15 protein-coding genes are annotated in these 18,800 nt (G+C 65.7%); 11 read left to right on the top strand and 4 right to left on the bottom strand.

Translation table 11 applies throughout. From position 1 onward, the window contains the following. Nucleotides 1–87 precede the first annotated feature (87 nt). From lipA to KF785_11495, 8 genes are all read left to right on the top strand, one after another. The gene (gene lipA / locus KF785_11530) at nucleotides 88–1,083 is read left to right on the top strand and encodes a lipoyl synthase (protein ID MBX3147386.1); all 996 of its coding nucleotides are present in this window, start codon (nucleotides 88–90) and stop codon (nucleotides 1,081–1,083) included. Continuing rightward, nucleotides 1,080–2,126 (top strand): pyruvate dehydrogenase (acetyl-transferring) E1 component subunit alpha, encoded by a 1,047-nt coding sequence (gene pdhA, locus KF785_11525; protein MBX3147385.1) that lies wholly within the window; start codon nucleotides 1,080–1,082, stop codon nucleotides 2,124–2,126. The genes lipA and pdhA overlap by 4 nt, the downstream gene beginning before the upstream one ends. Then, nucleotides 2,126–3,103 (top strand): pyruvate dehydrogenase complex E1 component subunit beta, encoded by a 978-nt coding sequence (locus KF785_11520; protein MBX3147384.1) that lies wholly within the window; start codon nucleotides 2,126–2,128, stop codon nucleotides 3,101–3,103. The genes pdhA and KF785_11520 overlap by 1 nt, the downstream gene beginning before the upstream one ends. Then, complete coding sequence (locus KF785_11515) at nucleotides 3,103–4,425, top strand: pyruvate dehydrogenase complex dihydrolipoamide acetyltransferase (GenBank protein ID MBX3147383.1); 1,323 nt, start codon at nucleotides 3,103–3,105, stop codon at nucleotides 4,423–4,425. Before KF785_11520 ends, KF785_11515 begins: the two co-directional genes overlap by 1 nt. A 58-nt stretch (nucleotides 4,426–4,483) precedes the next feature. After that, on the top strand, nucleotides 4,484–5,878 hold the full coding sequence (lpdA, locus tag KF785_11510) for a dihydrolipoyl dehydrogenase (protein ID MBX3147382.1): 1,395 nt from the start codon (nucleotides 4,484–4,486) through the stop codon (nucleotides 5,876–5,878). A 3-nt stretch (nucleotides 5,879–5,881) separates the two neighbouring features. Beyond that, nucleotides 5,882–6,388 carry a hypothetical protein gene (locus KF785_11505; GenBank protein ID MBX3147381.1) on the top strand — a complete coding sequence of 169 codons (507 nt, stop codon included), beginning with the start codon at nucleotides 5,882–5,884 and terminating at the stop codon, nucleotides 6,386–6,388. Further along, nucleotides 6,385–7,089: a lipoyl(octanoyl) transferase LipB gene (gene lipB / locus KF785_11500; GenBank protein ID MBX3147380.1), complete on the top strand. Its 705-nt coding sequence runs from the start codon at nucleotides 6,385–6,387 to the stop codon at nucleotides 7,087–7,089. Before KF785_11505 ends, lipB begins: the two co-directional genes overlap by 4 nt. Nucleotides 7,090–7,194: 105 nt before the next feature. Further along, complete coding sequence (locus KF785_11495; protein MBX3147379.1) at nucleotides 7,195–7,731, top strand: hypothetical protein; 537 nt, start codon at nucleotides 7,195–7,197, stop codon at nucleotides 7,729–7,731. Nucleotides 7,732–7,774: 43 nt separating this feature from the next. On the opposite strand, the gene KF785_11490 is transcribed toward KF785_11495, so the two are convergent. Beyond that, nucleotides 7,775–9,184, bottom strand: a complete 1,410-nt coding sequence (locus KF785_11490) for a dipeptidase (protein ID MBX3147378.1) — start codon at nucleotides 9,182–9,184, stop codon at nucleotides 7,775–7,777. 137 nt (nucleotides 9,185–9,321) lie between these two features. Between KF785_11490 and KF785_11485 the strand changes: the two genes are divergently transcribed. Genes KF785_11485 through KF785_11475 form a run of 3 tightly spaced genes read left to right on the top strand, consistent with a single transcriptional unit; the run spans nucleotide 9,322 to nucleotide 14,983 of the window. Next, nucleotides 9,322–9,831 (top strand): MaoC family dehydratase, encoded by a 510-nt coding sequence (locus KF785_11485; GenBank protein ID MBX3147377.1) that lies wholly within the window; start codon nucleotides 9,322–9,324, stop codon nucleotides 9,829–9,831. A 1-nt stretch (nucleotide 9,832) separates the two neighbouring features. Next, a complete protein-coding gene (locus KF785_11480) occupies nucleotides 9,833–11,437 on the top strand; it encodes an acyl--CoA ligase (GenBank protein MBX3147376.1) in 1,605 nt (534 codons plus the stop codon). A gap of 9 nt (nucleotides 11,438–11,446) precedes the next feature. Then, nucleotides 11,447–14,983, top strand: a complete 3,537-nt coding sequence (locus KF785_11475) for an indolepyruvate ferredoxin oxidoreductase family protein (GenBank protein MBX3147375.1) — start codon at nucleotides 11,447–11,449, stop codon at nucleotides 14,981–14,983. Here KF785_11475 and KF785_11470 read toward each other — a convergent pair. From KF785_11470 to KF785_11460, 3 genes are all read right to left on the bottom strand, one after another. Next, nucleotides 14,931–16,061 carry an aminopeptidase gene (locus KF785_11470; protein ID MBX3147374.1) on the bottom strand — a complete coding sequence of 377 codons (1,131 nt, stop codon included), beginning with the start codon at nucleotides 16,059–16,061 and terminating at the stop codon, nucleotides 14,931–14,933. The genes KF785_11475 and KF785_11470 overlap by 53 nt on opposite strands. 17 nt (nucleotides 16,062–16,078) lie before the next feature. Further along, entirely contained in the window at nucleotides 16,079–16,957 is an 879-nt protein-coding gene (locus tag KF785_11465; protein MBX3147373.1) for a hypothetical protein, read from the bottom strand. Between the two features lie 66 nt (nucleotides 16,958–17,023). Next, nucleotides 17,024–18,763, bottom strand: a complete 1,740-nt coding sequence (locus KF785_11460) for a hypothetical protein (GenBank protein MBX3147372.1) — start codon at nucleotides 18,761–18,763, stop codon at nucleotides 17,024–17,026. Nucleotides 18,764–18,800: the final 37 nt, after the last annotated feature.

Here is an 18,800-nt window from a genome sequence, read left to right as displayed (position 1 = left end):
GGGCAAGAATCCGGACCTGCAAACTGGCCTCAGGCAACAGGTTAGACCATACCCCGCCGCCGCTTCTCGCCGTGCCGTTTCGCGACTATTCTTCTGGGTTGGATTCCGCTCTCAGCATTGGAGATCACGTTGGCGCTGCCGCTGGTGCAACTGACCCGTTCCCCCGCCGCTCCGGAAGCCGGGCGCCCGCTCGCGGTCGCAGAGGCTCCCCTCGAGCGCAAGCCCTCCTGGCTCAAGGTCAAAGCCCCGGGGGGCGGTAACTATATCAAGATCAAGAAGTTGATGCGGGACCTGGGCCTGCATACCGTGTGCGAGGAGGCCCGCTGCCCCAACATCGGCGAATGCTGGGAACACAAAGCCGCCACCTTCATGATCCTGGGCGACGTCTGCACCCGCAACTGCGCCTATTGCGCGGTGGCCCACGGTACCCCGGCACCCTACGACCCGGTCGAGCCGATCCGGTTGGCCGACGCCGTGGCGCAGATGGAATTGCAGCATGTGGTGATTACCTCGGTCGACCGCGACGACCTCGAGAATGGGGGCGCCGAGGCGTTTGCCGGGTGTATTACCGAGATCAAAAAGCGCCTGCCGCAGACCTCGGTCGAAGTGCTGATTCCGGATTTCAAGGGATCGGAAAAGGCACTGGCCATCGTGATGGAGGCCCGGCCAGACATTCTCAACCACAATCTTGAAACGGTCGAGCGACTCTACCGCTTGGCCCGACCGGGCGGACGCTATCCGCGCGCCCTGCAAGTGCTCGCGAATGCCCGCAAGCTGGTGCCCGACGGACTCACCAAGTCCGGCATCATTTTGGGCCTCGGTGAAGAGTGGGACGAACTGCTGCACGCGATGCGGGATCTGCGGCGTTCGGACGTGAACATTCTTACCCTCGGCCAGTACCTTCGGCCCTCGGACGGCCACCTGCCGATTGCTCGGTACTACACCCCCGAGGAGTTTGCCGAACTCAAGGTCATCGGGATGGAGATGGGCTTCGATCACGTGGAAGCCAGCCCCCTCACCCGATCCAGCTATCACGCCTGGGAGCAAGTCGACCAGGCCAAGGCTTCCAAAGCGAACTCATGACGACAACGACCAAGAAGACGTCGAGTGCCAAGCCGCCGGTTCAAAAGCCGCCGGACGAGGCCACCCAAGCCCTCCATCGCTCCTTCCTGCGGCAAATGCTCCTGATCCGCCGGTTCGAGGAGCGCGCCGGCGAGGCCTACTCGATGGGCAAGATCGGCGGGTTCTGTCACCTCTACATCGGCCAGGAAGCGGTGGCCGTCGGCACCATGGCCGCCCTGCGCCCCGACGATCACATCATCAGCGCCTATCGTGAACACGGCCACGCCCTCGCTCGCGGCATGACGAGCCGGGCCGTGATGGCCGAGCTGTTCGGCAAGGCGACCGGATGTTCGTCGGGCAAGGGCGGCTCGATGCACCTGTTCGATGCCTCGCTCGGATTCCTGGGCGGCCACGGCATCGTGGGCAGCCACATTCCGCTCGCTGCGGGCGTCGCGTTCGCCCACAAGTACCGCGGCGGCGATCAGGTTTGTGTCTGCTTCTTCGGTGAGGCAGCAGTCAACATCGGCGCCTTCCACGAGACGCTCAACATGGCGTCACTCTGGGGGCTGCCCGCCATTTTCATCGTCGAGAATAATGGCTACGGCATGGGCACCGCCGTCTCGCGCGCCGCAGCGGTAACGAGCCTCTCGGACCGCGGCACCTCATACGACATGCCGGCGGAAACGGTCGATGGGCAGGACGTGCTTACGGTGCGTGCGGCGGTCGAGGCCGCCGTGAATCGGGCGCGGGCGGAGTCGAAGCCGACCCTGCTCGAAATCAAGACGTACCGCTACGTCGGCCACTCGATGTCCGACGCAGCGCACGGCACCTACCGCACCAAGGAAGAGGTCGACGAGTACCGGCGCCGCGATCCGATCCAGGTGCTGGCCGATGTGATGCGAGGCGCCGGGTACTGGAACGACGAGCAGCACCAGGCCCTCGAGGCCGATGTCGCCGCTGAAGTCGACGACGCCTACACCTTCGCGGAAGAATCGCCCGACCCGGATCCGTCGGAGCTCTTCACCGACGTGTACGCACCGACAGGCGAGGAGGGCAGCAACTGATGGCTACGGTCACGTATCGTGACGCGCTCAATCAGGCGCTCCGCGAAGAGATGACGCGCGACGACCGCGTCTTTCTGATGGGTGAAGAGGTGGCCGAGTACGACGGCGCCTACAAAGTCAGCCGCGGTCTGCTCAAGGAGTTCGGCCCCAAGCGGGTGGTCGACACCCCGATTGCCGAATTGGGCTTTACCGGCATCGGCGTCGGCGCCGCGATGGTCGGCCTCCGGCCGGTCATCGAAATGATGACCTGGAACTTTGCCTTGCTGGCGATCGACCAGATCGTCAATTCCGCCGCCAAGATGCGCTACATGTCGGGTGGACAGGTCGGGGTACCGATCGTGTTCCGCGGGCCCGGTGGCGCCGCGCTGCAGCTCGCTGCCCAGCATTCGCAGGCGTTCGAGAGCTGGTACGCCCATATCCCGGGGCTCAAGGTTATCGCGCCGGCCACGCCCGCCGACGCCAAGGGTCTGCTCAAGGCCGCCATTCGCGACGACGACCCGATCGTCTTCATCGAAGGCGAGATGCTCTACAACCTGAAGGACGAAGTGCCGGACGAGGATCATGTGGTCCCGATCGGCAAGGCAGACATCAAGCGCGCCGGCAACGACGTGACGATCATCTGCCATTCGAAGACGGTGGCCCCGTCGCTCAAGGCGGCGGAGGCGCTTGCTGCGGATGGAGTGGAAGCCGAAGTCATCGACCTGCGGACGATTCGGCCGCTCGATGTCGAAGCGATCCTGACCTCGGTTGCCAAGACCAATCGTTGCGTCGTCGCCGAGGAGGGCTGGTCCTTTGCAGGCGTTGGGGCGCAGGTGGTCGACACGATTCAGCGCGAGGCCTTCGATGCGCTCGACGCCCCGGTCCTGCGGGTTACCGGCGCTGACGTGCCCATGCCGTACAACAAGTTCCTGGAGCGGGCGGCCAAGGTCGATGCCGCCAAGATTCAGGACGCCGCCAAGAAAGTGCTGTATCGCTGATGGCCACCAAGATCGTGATGGAGGCGCTCTCGCCCACGATGGAGGAAGGGCGCCTCGTCGAGTGGAAGAAGAACGAGGGCGACCCTGTCGCCGTCGGCGACGTGCTGGCCGAAGTCGAAACCGACAAGGCCGTCATGGAACTGGTCGCCCGCGGTGCCGGGGTCCTGCTCAAGCAGGCCGTGGCGGCAGGCACCACCGTGCCGGTATCGGACCTCGTCGGCTGGATCGGTGAGCCGGGCGAGAATGTCGACGGAGGCAAGGCCGCGCCCGAAGCGCCCAAGGGCGACAAGAAGGCCAAGCCCGAGGCCGCCGCCGCCACGCCGGCAGATGCGCCTGCGGAGGAGCCGGCCAAGGACAACTCGCCCAAAGACGATTCCCCCAAAGATGAGTCTGCCAAGGCCGCGCCCGCCAAGACCGCTGCAGAGCCGGTGTCTGCCTCCTCCGCAGCAACCGGACGAGTCAAGGCGTCGCCGTTGGCCCGGAAGATCGCAGCCGAGAAGGGCGTCGACCTCGCGCGGGTCAGCGGGTCCGGCCCGGAAGGTCGGGTCATCAAGCGCGACCTCGACGGCGTTGCCGCGTCGTCGGCCGCTGCTGCACCCGCACGATCCCTTCGGCAGGCCGACAAGCCGGCCGGCCCGGCGTTCGTCGACGTTCCGCTGTCGCAGATCCGGAAGACCATCGCCAAGCGGCTGGTGCAGTCGATCGGGCCGATTCCGACGTTCTATCTCACGTCGGAAATCGACATGGAGCGCGCCGCCGATCTCCGCGACCAGCTCAAGGGTGCCTACGGCGACGCCGCCAAGGTCTCGTTCAACGACCTGGTGGTGCGCGCCACCGCGCTGGCGCTTCGTGCGCACCCGGCCGTCAACGCCTGGTGGCAGGACGACCATATCCGCCAGTGGAACGAAATCCATGTCGGTATGGCGGTGGCAATTCCAGACGGCTTGATTACGCCGATCATCCGCAACGCCGACGGAAAGTCACTGCTCGAAATCGGCGCCGAGGCCAAGGAGCTCGCCGGCCGGGCGCGGGCCCGCAAGCTGCAGCCCGACGAGTACACCGGCGCCACGTTCTCGATTTCGAATCTCGGCATGTTCGACATCGAGCACTTCACTGCCGTGATCAATCCGCCCGAGGCCGGGATTCTCGCGATCGGATCGATCGCCACCATTCCGGCAGTGGTCAACGGCACCATCGTGCCGCGCAAGCGGATGCGAATCACCATGTCGTGCGATCATCGCGTCATCGATGGCGCCACCGGCGCCGAGTTCCTGAAGACGCTCAAGCAGCTGTTGGAGAATCCCGTCGCCCTGGTGTGGTGACTCTTGTGACTCGGGCGACGCGCGGCGCCGCCTTTCAACCCTGACCCTCGAGGTTGCTGTGTCCACCTTTGATGTCATCGTGCTCGGCGGCGGTCCCGCCGGTTACGTCGCGGCCATTCGCGCTGCGCAGCTCGGTCTCTCGACGGCGGTCGTCGAAAAGGAAAAGCTGGGCGGCGTCTGCGTCAACATCGGCTGCATTCCGACCAAGGCGCTGCTGCACAGTGCCTACGCACTCAATCTGATCAGCCATGATGCCAAGGCGCTCGGCATCGAGGTCGGTGAGGTCAAAGGCAACTACGGCGTGGCCATGAAGCGCTCGCGCCAGGTGTCGGAGCAGAACTCGAAGGGTGTCGAGTTCCTGATGAAGAAGAACAAAATCACCGTTATCAAAGGGACCGGAACGCTGCTGCCCGGCAAGAAGGTCAAGGTCGGCAGCGATACGCACAGCGCCAACAAGGCCGTCATCATTGCGACGGGCTCTCGCGTCAAAGGCATTCCCGCCATTGGACTCGAGATCAACAAGACCACGGTCATCAGCTCCGATGAGGCCCTGTTCCTCGAGAAGGTGCCGGCCTCGATTGCGATCGTCGGCGCGGGCGCGGTCGGTTCCGAGTTTGCCGACATCTTCAACGCGTTCGGATCCAAGGTCACCCTGATCGAAGCCCTGCCGCGGATCATCCCGATCGAAGACGCCGACGCGTCCGACGTGCTGACCAAGAGCTACAAGAAGCGCGGCATTGCCGTGCTCGCCGGCGCCAAGGTCAAGAAGGCCACGGTCGGTGCGAACGACGTGACGCTGGAAGTCGAAGCAGGCGGTAAGACCGAAACGATTACCGTCGAGAAGGTTCTGATGGCGGCGGGGCGCGCGGTCAACACCGAAGACATCGGCCTCGACAAGGTCGGGATCAAGCTGACCGATCGCGGCTTCATTCAGGTCAACCTCGCAACACTGGAAACCACCGCCGCCGGCTACTACGCCATCGGCGACGTGGCCGGTCCGCCGATGCTGGCGCACAAGGGCAGTCGCGAAGGCACCTATGTCGCCGAGGTCATTGCCGGACACAAGCCGCATCCGATCAAGTACGACAACGTGCCGAGCGTGACGTACTGCCATCCAGAAGTCGCCAGCATCGGTTTGACGGAAGATCAGTGCAAGGAGAAGAAGCTCGACTATCAGGTCGGCAAGTTCCCCTTCAGCGCCAACGGGCGGGCACGGGCCTCGAACGACACCGAAGGCTTCGTCAAGATCATTCGCGACAAGAAGTACGGCGAAATCCTGGGCGCCACGATCGTCGGAGGCCATGCGTCCGAGATGATCCACGAACTCGCCGTGGCGCGCGAAAACGAGTACACGGTGGAAGAAGTCGATCTCGCCATCCATGCCCACCCGACGCTCTCCGAAGCGATTGCCGAGGCGGCGCTCGACTCGATGGGCCGCGTCATCCATACCTGAGGCATGACGACCGGTACGCCCACTCCGAATCAGACCGAGCCGACGGCAACGCCCGTCGGCTTGGTGTTTGGATCCCTGACCATTGCCGTGCTGACGGGGATCGGCATTACCGCGATCGTCAGCTTCGCGGTTCGCACCCTGCAGATGGGAGCTCCTCCGCCGGCGGCGCCCGACGCCCGGGCCGCGCTGTCGAACGCCCTGGCAAGCGGCCCGATTCAGCTGCTGTTCGCGGGCGCCATCCTCTCCTGCCTCGCGGCCGGCATCATCGCCTGGCGGCTCTCAGCGCCGACGCGCGATCCCTTCCGCCGCGGTGTCGTCGGTATCATGGCGGCACTCGGCACCTTCGTGGCCGGTTTTGCCACGACCGTTCTTGCAGACCAGGCGGCGCTGGCGTTAGTGTCGCCGAATCCGGACGGCCTGCCGAGCCGAGTCGGCTTCGCTGCCCTCGCGGTTCTGGCATTTGGAGCCGCGGCACTATTGCGATCCCGGCGTCGTCCTGAGGCGTCGTGACAGCGGCAATTCGGGTCGTTGACCTGGGCCGCCGTCCGTACGGCGAAGTGCTCGAGTTGCAGCGGCGCCTCTGCCGGGAGCGGGTCGAGGGCAGCCGGACCGAGGACCTCCTGCTACTCGTCGAACACGACCCCGTCGTGACGCTCGGCCGCGGCACCCGGGCAACCAGCCTGCCCTTCGACCGCCTAACGCTCGAGGCCCGGGGCCTCGAGGTGTTCGAGATCGAGCGGGGGGGAGATGTCACCCTGCACGCCCCCGGGCAGCTCGTCGGATACCCGATCTTCCACCTCGAGTCGCATCGACCCGATCTTCACTGGTACCTCCGGCAGCTCGAGCAGGCGCTGATCGATGCGCTTGCTCAGCTCGGGGTGCCCTCCGATCGCAATCCAGGGCTCACCGGCGTCTGGACCGGCGGTCGCAAGATTGCCAGCATCGGCATCCACGTGAAGCGCTGGGTCACCTTTCATGGCTTTGCCCTCAACGTCACCACCGCACTCGATCTGTTTCAGTGGATCGTTCCCTGCGGCATTCACGGCGTTACCATGACCAGCATCGCGACCGAACTCGGCTCGAGCGGGCACAGTGGCGAGTTGGACGCGCGGGTACGTCAGGCCGTGACGGAGGCGTTCGGGCGGATCTTCGATCGCGCCACGATTATCGGCAGCCCCGCCGATCTGGCACCGATCGCGACCGCATCGTAGTCCAGAGCAACAGGCCCGCCGAACGCACCACTCTTCGTAGCCGAGTCCTGCAATTGGCCACTGGCCGCCCCAATCGGTTATCTTTCCCGCGTTATGGCTCAACCGATGGATCGCGCGAAGATCGACGCCGCCGCAGGCGACAAGGTCAGGGATATCCTCCAGGCTGCCTCTCGATGGGCGCAGGAGGTTCCACCGGCGCTCATGCCGAGTATTCGGGCTGTCTGCGTCCGTCTGGCGGAAATGGTGGCCGATCAGCGCCACTACCTCGCGCCGCTGCCGGAGCCGCAGGAGTCTGAGCGGGCCGCCCTTCTCACGGCCATCGCCGAGCAGTTGCGATCGGCTGCAGTCACGGAGGGCATCGACGGCCTGCTATCGGAGTTGTCCGAAATGGAACTGCGGGCCACGGCCTCATGGTCCCTGGTCGAAGGCGCTCAGAGCGAATGGATTGCCACTGCGATTCGCTTCCTCGAAGCGAAATCGGCTGCGCTGCCAAAGGCAGAGCAGCCGGATGCCTACTGGGCCGATGATGTCGTCGCCGGCATCATTGCCTCGGTTCGCGCGCTGATTGGCGTCGATGAACTCCAGGCGCGAACGGAAGCGCGCTACTCGGGCACCTTCAAGCGACCGCCCGAGCCGGAATAGCATCGAGGCGTGCGGCGTATGGCCGCACGCCTCCTGCAAGGGCTCACGCCTCCGGAGCCGTTGCCGCCTGACCCGTCGACGCGGTTCCCTTCTCCGCCAGCTTCTCGAAGAACCTGCCGAACACCACCACGCCGTCCCAGAGCTGCTGAAGATCCAGCTTCTCGTTAGGCGAGTGCAGACCGTCATCGGGAAGCCCGATTCCGCTCAGCACCACGGGCGCACCCAACTTCGCAAAGTCAGCTACCACGGGAATCGACCCGCCAGCACGCACCGGCACGGTACCGCGTCCGACGACCTCGCGGAATGCTTCGTCGAGTTTGCCGAACGCGGGGTGACTGACATCCATCTGAATCGGATCGCCACCGTGGAGGATGGTTACGGTGACATCAGCGTAGTCGGGCGCCAGCCTCGCTGCTGCTTTGGCAAGCCACTTCGACACCTTCTCGTACGTCAGCCCAGGCACCAGGCGGAGGCTTACCTTCGCGGTGGCGACCGCGGGAATCACGGTCTTGGCCCCCTCACCGACAAACCCACCCTTGATGCCGTGGATCTCGAAGGTTGGCAGCGCCCAGATCCGCTCCAGCACGGTGGCTTCTTCGACCCCGGTCAACGCACGGCCGGTCACTTCCTCCTTGAGGAATCGGGCCTCGTCGAATGGGAGGCTGTTCCAGCCGTCCCGCTCGGCGCGTGAGGGCTTCTCGACCGACTTGTAGAGCTTGGGAATGTTGATCTTGCCCGAGCGCTTCTTGAGGTCGGTCAGCAGCCGGACCAGGGTCTCGAGGGCATTGGGCGCGGCCCCGCCGTAAGAACCCGAGTGGAGATCCCGCTGCAAGGTGCGCACCTGGATCTCGGCGTAGCACATGCCGCGAAGGGCGGTGTACACGCCGGGCCAGCCAGCATCGAAGTAGCACATGTCGCAGACCAGGACGGCATCCGCCCGAGCCCGTTCGGGCTCGCGCGCCAGCAGGTCCTGGATCACGTGACCGCCCGATTCCTCCTCGCCTTCGATCATGAAACGAATGTTGATCGGCGGCTTGCCCTCGGCATCGAGCACCGCGCCATAGGCCTCGAGAAGACAAAAGACCTGACCTTTGTCGTCGGCGGCGCCGCGCGCGTAGAGACGGCCATCACGCACCGTTGGCGTGAAGGGCGGCGAGACCCATTCGTCGAGCGGATCGACCGGCTGCACGTCGTAGTGCCCGTAGATGAGCAGGGTTGGCGCCCCGGGGACCGCCGGGCTCTCCGCATAGACCACCGGGTGGCCGTTGCCTTCGATGACCTCCACCTTGGGGCATCCAAGCCGCTGCAACCGGCGCACCAGCCAGTCAGCTGCCCGGCGGCAATCGGTGGCGTGCTGCGGCAGGGCGCTGATGCTCGGAATCGAGAGAAACTCGACCAGCTCCGCGAGCATGCGGTCGCGCTGCTGGTCAATGGCGTTTGAATTGAGGGCCACGGCATTCACATAGGATGAGGGAGCCCCATATCTAGCCGATGCGGGGAGCGGATTCCAGTCGCAGGCCGCTTCCCCCGCCACCCCTCTTACACAACAAGTGTTATATTCCGCTCCGAACCCAGATCGGAGGGTCGTTTGTGACTCAGCCCGCACGCCTGCATCAGATCGGACAGGAGATCGGTGTCTCCTCGTGGCTCCTGATCGACCAGGATCGCGTCGATGCCTTTGCCAAGGTCACCAGCGACGCCGATCCCATGCACGTCGACCCCGCCTGGTGCGCCGAGCACAGCCCGTTTCGGGGAACCGTGTCGTTCGGCTTTCTGACCATGTCGCTCCTGACGCACCTGAGCCACGAGGTGCTGGGCTGGAGCGGCTCCGACAGCGTCGACCGCGACGGCTACGGCCTCAACTACGGCTTCGACCGCGTCCGCCTGATCGAACCTGTCCCGGTGGGCAGCCGTATTCGGGCGCGCTTCACACTGCTCGATCGAACCGAGCCGCGCCCTGGCGAAGCGCGCTTCAAGTACGGGGTCACGGTCGAGATCGAGGGTAAAACCCGCCCCGCCCTCGTCGCAGAGTGGTTGGCGCTCTGGGTCAACGGCTCCGCCGGCCACGCCCGGATTGCCAGCAAGCACGAGAACGCCTGAGATGACCCGGACGGTCCGGCCGGCTCGCCCGCTTCCCGAAGCGAAGCGGCCTCCTCGGCTGGATTTGATCAGTGACTACCCGAGGTACTGGGCCGGCATCGATCCTGACCGAGACGCCGTCATCTTCCGGCCGCTGCGGTGGTCATACCGGGAGCTGGCCGATCAGGTCGACAACTACGCACGAGCATTGCTCGCGGCCGGCGTGCGTCCCGGGCATCGAGTGGCAACCTTGTCCACGCCCCACCCGGATTTCTACGTCACGTTTCTGGCCGCGGCATCGATCGGCGCCATCTGGGTCGGCCTGAATCCCCGCTATCAGCGCCGCGAGCTCGACTACGTCCTGGGCGACGCGACCCCATCGCTCGTCTTTGCACGACAGACGGTGGGCGACCGCGACTACCGCGCCGACCTCGCGGCTCTGGCCGCTGCGCACCCCGGGGTGCGACAGTGGGTGGCCCTCGACGGCCCCGACGAGGCCCCCGACTCACGCAAGCGCTTCCTCGAGGCCGGGGCTGCCCTGTCAGATACGCAGCTTACCGAGGTGCGGGCATCCGTCTCCACGACGGACCCCTGCCTGATCGTCTACACCAGCGGCACGACCGGCCAGCCGAAAGGTGCCCTGATCAGTCACCACGGCTTGATTCGGGTGGCTCGCGTCCAGCACGGTGTCTGGCCCGTTCAGCCGCTTCGCATGGTCAACAATCTGCCGATCAATCATATCGGCTGCGCCGGCGACATCACCTGCGACACCCTGGTACCCGGCGGCGCCCTCATCTTCCAGGAGCAGTTCGAGCCGGGCGGCATGCTCGAGCTGTTGGAGCAGGAAGGCGCCACCGTCCTGGGCCACGTGCCGACTGCGCTGGAGTACCTGGCCCGCCACCCGCGCTTCGAAGCTACTGATTTCTCGCGGGTGCAGCTGATCATCTGGGCCGGCGCGGCAGCCCCGGTCACCCTGATCGAGCGACTGCGCACCAAATGTCCCGACCTGGCAAGCGCCTACGGCCTGACCGAAACCGTCGGCTCGGTCACCTTTACCTTCGACAGCGACAGCATCGAAGTCCTCGCCGGATCGATCGGCTGGCCGGTCGACGAGTACGAGATGCGTATCGCAGCCAGCGACGGCACCGCCCTGCCCCCCGGCGAGACCGGCGAGGTCCAGGTCCGCGGCGACTTCCTCACCCTCGGCTACTGGAACCGCCCCGAGGCCACTGCGGCGCTCTTTACCGCCGACGGCTGGATGCACACCGGCGACCTCGGCACGGTCAACCCCGATGGCAGCTACCGGCTGATCGGCCGGCTCAAGGAGATGTTCAAGTCGGGCGGCTACAATGTCTACCCGCGCGAGATCGAGATAGTTTTGGAAAGCCATCCCGATGTCGCCATGGCGGCGGTGATCGGCGTCGCAGACCCGACCTTCCAGGAAGTCGGTCACGCCTTCGTGCTGGTCCATCCGGGCCGGTCGCCGACGCCCGACGATCTGGAACAGCACTGCCGAGCCGCCCTCGCAAACTACAAAGTTCCCAAACGATTCGTCGTCGCAACGGATATGCCGATGCTGCCGATCGGTAAGATCGACAAACAGGCGCTTCGAGCCTCGCAAGCATAGATTCCGAGAATGACCGACCGCGCCCGTTCGTCGCTCGACGACAAGTATTTGCTGGAAGATGGCACCATCGCGCTGTCCGGCGTGCAGGCCCTGGTCCGGTTGCCGCTCGATCAGCACCGTGCCGATCGACGCGCCGGTCTCAATACCGCCACCCTGATTTCCGGCTATCGCGGCTCTCCCCTCGGCGGCTACGACTCGGCACTGGCGGCAGTCGGCAAGATCCTGACCGCACACCAGGTCACCTTTCTTCCCGGCGTGAACGAGGACCTCGGCGCCACCGCGGTCTTTGGCGCGCAGTTGGCAAACCTGCTGCCTCAGCCGCGCTACGACGGTGTGCTCGGGATCTGGTACGGCAAAGGCCCAGGCGTCGATCGCACCGGCGATGCCTTCCGCCATGCCAACCTGACGGGCGTGGGCAAGCACGGCGGCGTCCTCGCGGTTGCCGGCGACGATCCGGCCTCGAAATCCTCGACCGTTCCGTCCGCCTCCGAAGTCGCGCTGTTCGATGCGCAGATGCCGGTGCTCTACCCCGGCGATGTCCAGGGCGTCATCGATCTGGGACTCAAGGGTTTCGCGCTCTCGCGCTATTCGGGCCTCTGGGTCGGCGTCAAAATCACGACCAACGTGGCCGACGAGTTCTCGACGGCTCGCGTTTCTCCGCAGCAATCAGACTGGATCCGCCCGGAGTTCGAGTTCGGCGGCAAGCCATGGGCGCCAACCCAGAGCCATACCCTGTTCGCGCCGTACAACCTCCAGCTCGAGCAGGAGCTCTGGGAAGGACGGCTCGAGGCCGCCCGCCACTTTGCCGTGGCCAACGGCCTCAATCGCGTCGTGGTCGATCCGGCCAACGCCTGGCTCGGCATCGTCGCCGCGGGTAAGACGTACCTCGACCTGCGCGAGGCCCTGTCACGGCTCGACCTGACGGAGGCCGATCTGCACCGCGCCGGGATTCGTCTCCTGCGCATCGATATGCTCTATCCGCTCGACGGGCCCAGCCTGCGGCGCTTCGCGACTGGCCTGGAAGAGGTCCTGGTCCTCGAGGAAAAGCGATCCTTCCTCGAACTGCTGGTCCGCGACGCGCTCTACAGCATGCCCGATCGGCCACGAGTCGTCGGCAAGCGGGATGAGCAGGAGCGGATTCTGATTCCCGGCCATGGCGAGCTCGACGCAGACACGCTGCTCCCGCTGATCGCCGGACGCCTCGAGGCGCGACTTCCCGACATCGGCGCCCGACTCGCCAGGGTAACTGGAGGCCGCGCAGCACCGGCAGCTCCGCTCGGACTGGCGGCGCAGCGACTGGCGTACTTCTGTTCGGGCTGCCCGCACAACCGGTCGACCGTGGTGCCCGAGGGCTCGATTGCAGCCGCTGGCATCGGGTGCCACGGCATGGCGGTGACGATGGAGCGGGTCGGCGCGGGCTTTACCCAGATGGGCGGCGAAGGCGCCCAGTGGGTCGGGGCGGCGCCGTTCTCGGGTACCTCTCACATCTTCCAGAACATCGGCGACGGTACCCTGTTCCACTCCGGCTCGCTGGCCATCCGCCAGGCGGTTGCCGCCGGGACCAATATCACCTACAAGATTCTCTACAACGGCGCGGTCGCGATGACAGGCGGCCAGCATGCCGACGGCAGCATCGCGATTCCGGATCTGACCCGCGAGCTCGCCGCCGAGGGGGTCAAGCGCACCGTCGTGCTCACCGACGAGCTCGATCGCTATCGCGGCGTCACGCTCGCGAAGGGCGTCGAGGTCCGGTCTCGCGATACCCTCGACGCGACGCAGCGCGAGCTCCGCGAAACGCCGGGTGTCACCGCCCTGATCTACGATCAGCACTGCGCCGCCGACCTGCGCCGTCGCCGGAAGCGCGGCCTCGCGCCGGAACGCCAGCTCCGAGTGGTGATCAACGAGCGGGTCTGCGAAGGCTGCGGTGACTGCGGCGTCAAGTCGAACTGCCTCAGCGTGATGCCGGTCGACACCGAGTTCGGTCGCAAGACCCGGATCCATCAGTCGTCCTGCAACACCGACTACTCCTGCCTCGACGGCGATTGTCCCGCGTTCGTGACCGCGGTGCCCAGCCAGCAGGGCGCCTCGTCCCGGCACGCTGCCAAGCCGCCAGCTCCGATGTTCGAGATTCCGGCGGCTGCGCTGGCGGAACCGGCTCGGAGGGTCACTGCCGGCGCGAATCTGTACTTCATGGGTATCGGCGGCACCGGGGTCGTCACCGTCAATCAGGTCCTGGGCACGGCCGCGCTGCTCGACGGGCGCTCGGTGCGCTGCCTCGACCAGACCGGGCTGAGTCAGAAGGGTGGCGCGGTCGTGTCCCACCTGAAGATCGCGGCCACCGCCGAGGAGATGTCGAACAAGGTGGGCATCGGCGAGGCCGACGCATACATCGGCTTCGACGTCCTGACCGCCGCCGACGCGCGACATCTCGTGCGAGCACGGCCCGATCGCACCGTCGCCATTGTCTCGTCGAGCCGCATTCCAACCGGCCTGATGGTGCGGAATGCCGCGGTGGGCTTTCCCTCCGGCGACATGCTGCACCGCCGCATCGATGCCGCCACGCGCGCTGACGCCAACGTGTACCTCGACGCCGAGAGTTTGGCCGACCGCTATTTCGGTTCACACCTGGCGGCCAATTTCATTGTGGTTGGCGCTGCCTATCAGGCGGGCGTGGTTCCGATTGCCGCAAGCAAGATCGAGGCAGCCATTGCCCTGAACGGCGCTGCGGCGGCAATGAATACCCAGGCGTTCCGACTGGGGCGCCAGCTCGTGATCGACCCGGCATGGCAACCCGAAACGCCGATTTCCACCGGTGCGAGCAGCGCCCCGGTGTCACAACCCGCGCCGGTCCTGCCCGACGGGTTGCGTGGTCAGATCGAGGCTGCCGCAACGAGCCCGGAGCTCGAACGGCTGCTCACGAACCGCGCGGCCGACCTGATCGCGTACCAGAACACCAGCTACGCAGAGCGCTACCTCGGCTTTGTCGCCCAGGTCGCTCAGCGCGAGCAGTCGCTCGGGCTCGGCTCGGAGCTGGCGGAGGCAACGGCCCGGTACTTCTACAAGCTGATGGCCTACAAGGATGAGTACGAGGTTGCCCGCCTGATGCTCGACCCGGCGTTCCAGACCGCCCTCGACGATGCGGTTGGAGCCGGCGCCGCAATCCAGTACCGGCTGCATCCGCCGGCCCTCCGCGCCATGGGACTCAAACGGAAGCTCGCCTTGGGAAGCTGGTTCCGCCCCATGTTTCGGCTGCTCCGCTCGGCACGCGGTCTTCGCGGATCCTGGCTCGACCCGTTTGGCCGGGACGGCATCCGTCGGCTCGAACGGGCCCTGATCGACGAATACCGGGAGATGATCGAAGCGGAACTGGCTGCACTGTCGGGCGCAACGCATGCCCGGGCAGTCGCCCTGGCCCGCCTGCCCGACATGATTCGCGGCTACGAAGGTGTCAAGAAGGCCAACATCGAACGTTACCGCAACGCGATTCGGGAGCTCAAGGCGCCGCCCGCTCCGGCAGAACCGAGTCCGGCCCTGGCAGGCCGCTGAGTTCCGACGCGGCAGCGGCAGGGTCGACCCCGATCGCTGCCGCCAGTCGCTCGAACGCAGCACTGCCCTCGGCGCCTTCCATCAGCTTGATCAGTTCGGCCACACTCCGGGCCACCTCGCCCCCGTGCTGCTGGTACCAGCGCTCGAACCAATCGAGATGGGTTCGGTAGATCAGTACCCCGACCAGCTGAGCATTGTTGATCGGCCGCTCGGCCAGTCTTGCAACCTGATAGGTACGTAGCCGCGCACCGATCGGTCCCTCCAACCGGTCCTTCGACCAGCGACCGATGGCCGCCCTCCCTTCATCGAGCGCAGCGCCTTCGGGCTTGCTGTCGTAAAACGTCGTCAGCGTATCGATCAGCTCGCGATAGTACTCGGCCAGGACGATCTCATCGAGCCAGCGATCGCGGGCCCGGTCGGCTCGGATCGAGTCGCCCCGCCCGCGGAAAAACTCCTCGGCTGCACGATACCCGATCATCTGCGCCGCGCTCTCGTTGAAGGGCGTGGCGCTTTTGACGTACAGGGTATTGTGGGCAATCTCATGAAAGACCAGCGCAGCCAGTTCGACGGAATCTCGCACCAGGGCAGTCGAGAGGAGCGGATCGTTGAACCAGCCGAGGGTCGAGTATGCGGCCGCAGGCCTAAGCGAGATGTCATAACCGCGCTCGGCCCATTTTGTCGCCTCCCGCTCTGCCATCCCGACGTCGAAGAATCCCTTGTACGGCACCCGGCCAACGATGGGATACTTCCAGGTGACCGGACAAATGCAGTCCTTGCGTGAGCCGGTCAGCGACAGAAGCAGGGTGTCGCGCCCGACATCGGTATAGGCCGTGTACGTGTTCTTGGCCTCCAGGCCGATGGCCGCCGCATGCTCACGCACGTCGAGAACCAGCTGCAGAAACGCCCGGTCGCGGGCGGGAATCGTCGTGTCGCGGAGCATTTGCTCGAGCGGCTTCCGCTTCTGCAGGATGCGAGTCTGTTCCAGGCCTGCTCGGCTCAGGTAGCGCACGTCGTCGCTCGCGAGGTACGCGGCGCCGTAGCCGACGAAGAGCGCGACGGCTGCAATCAGGATTCCCATGCCGATCCGCTTCTTTCTCACGGGGTCCAGCGGACGCCGAACAGATGGACGCCTTTGCCCAGGGGACTCTCCGGCTGATAGGCGTAGTCGAACCGCGCGCTGCCCGCGACGAGGCTGCCGCCGTAGGTCGTCTTCGACAGGGTTCCGGAGACGCCATCCGGCTGTCCGCCGTGCCCGATCCGTCCGATCAGCCCGAGCCCGTAAAACACCGCACCGGCCTCGAGGCCGAAAACGGTGCGACGGCTCTGTCGCTCGGTCCAGGCCGTCTCGATCGTGGCCAACAGGCGTCCATTGGAGTAGGTATCGAGCAGATTCATGCTGAAGCCAAGGCGCCAGGTGCGCGGCAGCTCGAGCCCGCCGGACGAGACCGTCCACTCACCCACGTTGTGAACCGAAAGCGCCAGCGCCGCGATGTCGAAGAACGCGACCGTGGCACCGATGTCCGAGGTCACCGCGCGGGCCACTGTTCCGGCCGAGTCTTCGACCGAGACGTACTTGGCGCTGGTGCCCAAGGCCAGACCACTTCGACGGTAGACGGCGGTAGCCACCCAACTGAGGTTGTCGTAGATCGGGCTGGCCCGCGGCAACCGGAGGTACTGGTAACCGCCCCCGAGATTGAAATCGGCGATCCGAAAGGCCGCGCTACCCATCGTGTAGGTCGACCGATCGGGCAGACGAGCCAAGGTGCCCTCGAGACTCAGCGCCCGGATCGGGGCGAGCCCCGAGGGATTGCTGAAGACTGAGCCGGCATACCCGGGCATTGCCGCACCGGCGCCGGCCAGACCGGCAGCGCGCACGTTGGCCGGAAACGACACGATGGCGGGCGTTGGCCGAGTCGTTTGCGCAGCTAGCGGAAACGCCGCGGCCACGCCGAGCAGCAGGAGGAGAGCCTTCATTGGTATGGCGGAATCTGCCTCCACCCGGCGGCGGGCTCAAGCCACGCCGCCAGGCAGCAGGCTCGCCTAACGGATCCTGACGATGCCAAATCGGGCCCCGAGGGCGGGGTCGATGGCGTCGCCGGCCGCATTCCGGGCCAGCCGCACGTCGAGGGCTGCACCGTTGGCGCTCTGGACCAGGCGGAGGTGTCGTGCGCTGCCCCCCCGCAGCGTGCCCGTCCGGGTGTAGTTGCCGCTAACCTGTTCCGGAGTGAGTGGGAATCCAGTGAACGGCCCGGGCGGAGTGGCGGTCGACTGATTGACCGGATTGGTCCAGACGCCCCGCAGTCCCCAACTCTTGAGACGCAGACGCGAACTGGTCGCGACGAACCCGGGCATGTCGTCGAGATAATTCGCCATATGCCATTCGGTGACCAGGTCGGCAAACGACACGCCGGTGCGCGCCGCAAACGACGCCGCTCCGCCTGCCGCACTCACCAGGCTCGGGGTGAAATCGCCGCCCAGGATCGAATCGGTGGCAAAGTGATCGACCACCCAGCGGAGAAACAACCAGCTCGCACCCCGCTCCTCGAGACTGCCGTTCGACGAGGTTGGATAGACCAGGAAATGGCTTTCCGGATCGGCCAGATAGTCGTACGAGTTGATGATGTTCGACGAGATGTACTGGCTCCGGCACGAGGAGTACCCCGGGCACTCTGCATCGGGAATGAGACGCCCGGCCAGCTCCTCGGCGAAATGACTCAAGGCCTCGTTGACCCAGGTCTCTTCGGCACTGAGCCCGCGCCGGATGACGCGCTGATTCCAATTGATCATGTGCTGCAGCTCGTGAATCAGAGTCGGCTTGATGATCCGTACCGCAGCGGTTCGACTCACGGCAGAACACGTGGCCGTCGCCGGACTCGGAACCAGGGTGTAAAAGATCTCTCCCTGATTCGAGTTGGGGCCGGTCAGCAGGTCGGCGCCATAGAAGTAGCCCAGCACCCGGCCGTTGGTGCAGTCGGGTGTCAGGTTGTTGACTGACTTGGTGAGCAGAATCACGACCCGCTCGTTGTTGTCCAGGTCGGACTCCGCCCCGAACGCCGCGAGATTGATCGGATAGTGGTAGACGTCAAAGGTCCGTCCCAGGTCCTGAAAGTCGACTTCGAGAAGGGTGTCGACCTTGGGGACGTCGATTTCCATGTAGATCGCGGCCTTGGTGCCGACGTAGCGCGCCACCGCGACGACGTCGTCGAACTGCGCACACGTCACGGTCCGACAGGTCTTGAAGGTGCGCTGGTGTCCCACCACGGGCGGAGCAGCGGCGATACCCGGAGCCGGTGCTACGGGCGTACGCGCCGCGCCGCTCGCCACCAGTTCGGCCTCTTTCCGCCGCAGCATGTCGTGAAAGTCGTCTGCGGCGGTTCGGCGGCCGATCCGGAACGGCTCGTCGTCCCGTATGGCGGCCGCCGCGGCAGAGACCGCCAGTGCTGGGTTCCCGACGGCAAGATGGTAGGGGCCTGCAATGCCGGAGGCTGACCTGGCGCCCGTCCCGGACGCCACGACCAAGAGGTACTCGGCACCCTCGGCGCCGGCGACCGGGACCCGAACACAGCCGTTCCGGGTCGCCGGGTCGATCAGAGCATGCTGGCCCACCGCCAGCTGGGTAACCGGCTGGCTGGCACAGGCCGCTACACCGGCCGACGGGGGCGGAGGCGGTGGAACCGGATCGGTCGGTTCCGAGCTGCAGGATGCCAGGGCGGAAACCGCCACAGCAGCGATCAGGAATCGGCCCCGGGTACCGCGCGCATTTGAATCGGCCAGCTGCATGGTAACTCGTTGAAAATCAAGGTGTTTTGACAACGTC

The organism is Gemmatimonadales bacterium (assembly GCA_019637315.1).
In the GTDB taxonomy this organism is placed as follows: Bacteria; Gemmatimonadota; Gemmatimonadetes; order Gemmatimonadales; family GWC2-71-9; genus SHZU01.
The sequence above is the reverse complement of the archived record's forward strand: the minus strand, read 5'-3'. Positions and strand labels throughout refer to the sequence as shown.

Coding starts and splice junctions, on each gene's coding strand:
- KF785_11460 (MBX3147372.1), bottom strand. CDS start 18,763: ATGCAGCTGGCCGATTCAAATGCGCGCGGTACCCGGGGCCGATTCCTG.
- pdhA (MBX3147385.1), top strand. CDS start 1,080: ATGACGACAACGACCAAGAAGACGTCGAGTGCCAAGCCGCCGGTTCAA.
- KF785_11520 (MBX3147384.1), top strand. CDS start 2,126: ATGGCTACGGTCACGTATCGTGACGCGCTCAATCAGGCGCTCCGCGAA.
- KF785_11480 (MBX3147376.1), top strand. CDS start 9,833: ATGACCCGGACGGTCCGGCCGGCTCGCCCGCTTCCCGAAGCGAAGCGG.
- KF785_11465 (MBX3147373.1), bottom strand. CDS start 16,957: ATGAAGGCTCTCCTCCTGCTGCTCGGCGTGGCCGCGGCGTTTCCGCTA.
- KF785_11505 (MBX3147381.1), top strand. CDS start 5,882: ATGACGACCGGTACGCCCACTCCGAATCAGACCGAGCCGACGGCAACG.
- KF785_11470 (MBX3147374.1), bottom strand. CDS start 16,061: ATGGGAATCCTGATTGCAGCCGTCGCGCTCTTCGTCGGCTACGGCGCC.
- KF785_11475 (MBX3147375.1), top strand. CDS start 11,447: ATGACCGACCGCGCCCGTTCGTCGCTCGACGACAAGTATTTGCTGGAA.
- KF785_11495 (MBX3147379.1), top strand. CDS start 7,195: ATGGATCGCGCGAAGATCGACGCCGCCGCAGGCGACAAGGTCAGGGAT.
- KF785_11515 (MBX3147383.1), top strand. CDS start 3,103: ATGGCCACCAAGATCGTGATGGAGGCGCTCTCGCCCACGATGGAGGAA.